The sequence below is a fragment of the Phenylobacterium sp. genome (genome assembly GCF_036821595.1).
Lineage (GTDB): Bacteria > Pseudomonadota > Alphaproteobacteria > Caulobacterales > Caulobacteraceae > Phenylobacterium.
Genome location: NZ_DAISJG010000154.1, coordinates 1 through 2,599, shown reverse-complemented (window position 1 = coordinate 2,599; position 2,599 = coordinate 1). Strand labels below are relative to the sequence as shown.

Sequence of the window (2,599 nt, the reverse complement as noted above, 5' to 3'; positions counted from 1 at the left end):
CCCTGGGACGCCTGATCGTCATCTCCAACCGCGTCAGCCCGCCGGGCGACGAGCACGGCGCCAGCGTCGGCGGCCTCGCCATGGCCCTGTCGGCGGCGCTGCGAGAGCACAACGGCGTCTGGTTCGGCTGGAGCGGACGCACCACCGAGACCTTCACCGGCCACCTGTCGTTCCAGCGCGGGGGCGGCGTCACCGTCGCCACCGTCGATCTCGAGGAGCAGGACCGGCAGGAGTACTACAACGGCTACGCCAACCGGACGCTCTGGCCGCTGCTGCACTACCGGATCGACCTGTCGGCCTACGAGCGCTCGTTCGACGAGGGCTATTCGCGGGTCAACGCCCGCTTCGCCGACACCGTCCTGCCGCTCCTGGAGCCGGACGACTTCATCTGGGTCCACGACTACCACCTGATCCCGCTGGGCCGGGAGCTGCGGCGCCGCGGCGTCGGCGCCCGGATCGGCTTCTTCCTGCACATCCCCTGGCCGCCCCGGCGGCTGTTCACCACCCTGCCGAACCACGCCGAGCTGGTGCAGGCCCTGTTCGACTACGACCTCGTGGGCTTCCAGACCCAGGACGCGCTCTCCGCCTTCCAGGAGTACGTGACCTTCGAGGCGGGCGGCACGATCGGTCCGGACGGCGAGGTCACCGCCTTCGGCCGCACCATCCGGCTGGGCGCCTTCCCGATCGGGCTCGACACCGAGGCCTTCGTGGCCGCCGCGGAAGGCGAGGCGGCGCACGCCTGGCGCCAGCGCATGGAGACCAGCCTCGCGGGCCGCCGCATGATCGTCGGCGTCGACCGGCTCGACTACTCCAAGGGGCTCGAGGAGCGGTTCCTGGCCTACGAGGAGTTCCTCACCCGCACGCCCGAGGCCCACGAGCAGGTCTTCCTCCTGCAGATCGCCACGCCCAGCCGCGACGAGGTGCCGGCCTATCAGGAGATCCGCGCTCGCCTCGACGGGGTGTCCGGCCGCATCAACGGGGCCTTCGCCACCGCTGACTGGGTGCCGATCCGCTATGTCAACCGCAGCTACCGCCGCGACGAGCTGGCCGGCATCTACCGCGCCGCCGCCATCGGCCTCGTCACCCCGCTGCGCGACGGCATGAACCTGGTGGCCAAGGAATACGTCGCGGCCCAGGATCCCGCCGATCCCGGCGTGCTGATCCTGTCGCAGTTCGCCGGCGCCGCCGAACAGATGACCGAGGCCCTGATCGTCAATCCGTTCAGCCGCGAGGACATGTCCGACGCCATCCGCCGGGGGCTGGCCATGGAGAAGGCCGAGCGCCTGCGCCGCTGGGAAACCCTCATGGACGGGGTCAAGCGCTTCGACGTCACCGCCTGGCGCGACGCCTTCGTGGGCGCCCTCCTGGCCGCCCCGCTGCGGGAGGCCTAGGGGCCTCCTACGGCTTGCCCGTGAACACCCGGAAGCCCTTGATCTCGGCCATGGCCAGCATCTCGGTGTCGCCGCTGGTGTCGCCGTAGGCGGCCTTCAGCCTCACGTCGTGGCCGAACACCTCCCTCAGCCGCACCACCTTCTCCGGCCCCCGGCAGTTCGGCCCGGAGAAGGCGCCCAGCACCCGGTTCTCCGGATCGTAGGAGAGCTGGGTGCCGAGGATCGCGTCGGCCCCCAGGCCGCGGGCGAAGGGCGCCACCACGATGTCGGGCGAGGCGGTGACGATCACCAGCCGCACCCGCTGGTCGCGCCAGCGCTTCCACGCCGCCACCGCGTCGGGCCGCAGCAGCTTGCGGGCGTGGCTCTCGGCGAAGGCGCGGGCGTCGGCCTCCAGCCGGTCGTGGGGGACGCCCTTCAGGAACACCCCCACCGCCGCCGCCTTGATCCGGCCACGGTCGCGATGGAACAGGTAGGCCGCCGCGGCTGGCACGAGTCGTGCGAGGCCCAGCGCATAGCGCACCGGACCGGCGCGCCATTTCAGGAAGGCCGTGAAGCTGTCCTTGACCGTCAGCGTCCCGTCGAAGTCGAAGGCCACCACCGGAACGTCGGCCTCCGGCGTATCGCCGTGGGACGGGGCCGCTGCGAACTCTTGTGCCATTTCGGCCCGTTTCCCATTTAGGTCCATCAGGCGCCGCGCTCCGCGGCGCCGCGCCGCCAATTGTCGCTCCGGCGAGCGAAGGCTTGTGATCCTTAGCCGGATCGAGGAATGTCAAGACTTAGACAACCCGCGGCGCGTAATCTGCATTGTAGGGGCGCAGGCGTCCTGCGGGGCGGCGCGGCCGGCGTCGGCGGCGTTGCCTGATAGAGTGAGAACAAGATCATGACCAAGGCCGCGAGCGGAGATTCGAAGAGCACGCTCTACTGCTCTTTCTGCGGCAAGAGCCAGCACGAGGTCCGCAAGCTTATCGCCGGCCCGACCGTGTTCATCTGCGATGAATGCGTCGAACTGTGCATGGATATCATCCGCGAAGAGCACAAGATCTCCTTCGTGAAGTCGAAGGACGGCGTCCCGACGCCGAAGGAAATCCGTGAGGTGCTCGACGATTACGTGATCGGCCAGGACCACGCCAAGAAGGTCCTCTCGGTCGCGGTGCACAACCACTACAAGCGCCTGAACCACGCGACGAAGAACAACGACGTCGAGCTGG

The 2,599-nt window shown here is 69.4% G+C and carries 3 protein-coding genes; 2 read left to right on the top strand and 1 reads right to left on the bottom strand.

What is annotated here, in order from left to right:
* The first annotated feature begins 2 nt into the window (after positions 1–2).
* Positions 3–1,391, top strand: a complete 1,389-nt coding sequence (otsA, locus tag V7Z97_RS20065; protein ID WP_334165345.1) for an alpha,alpha-trehalose-phosphate synthase (UDP-forming) — start codon at positions 3–5, stop codon at positions 1,389–1,391.
* A gap of 7 nt (positions 1,392–1,398) precedes the next feature.
* On the opposite strand, the gene V7Z97_RS20060 is transcribed toward otsA, so the two are convergent.
* The gene (locus V7Z97_RS20060) at positions 1,399–2,049 is read right to left on the bottom strand and encodes an HAD-IB family hydrolase (protein WP_334165341.1); all 651 of its coding nucleotides are present in this window, start codon (positions 2,047–2,049) and stop codon (positions 1,399–1,401) included.
* Positions 2,050–2,271: 222 nt separating this feature from the next.
* On the opposite strand from V7Z97_RS20060, the gene V7Z97_RS20055 reads away from it, so the two are divergent.
* Positions 2,272–2,599: ClpX C4-type zinc finger protein (locus V7Z97_RS20055; protein WP_334165340.1), on the top strand; the 328-nt coding region annotated here is incomplete at its 3' end.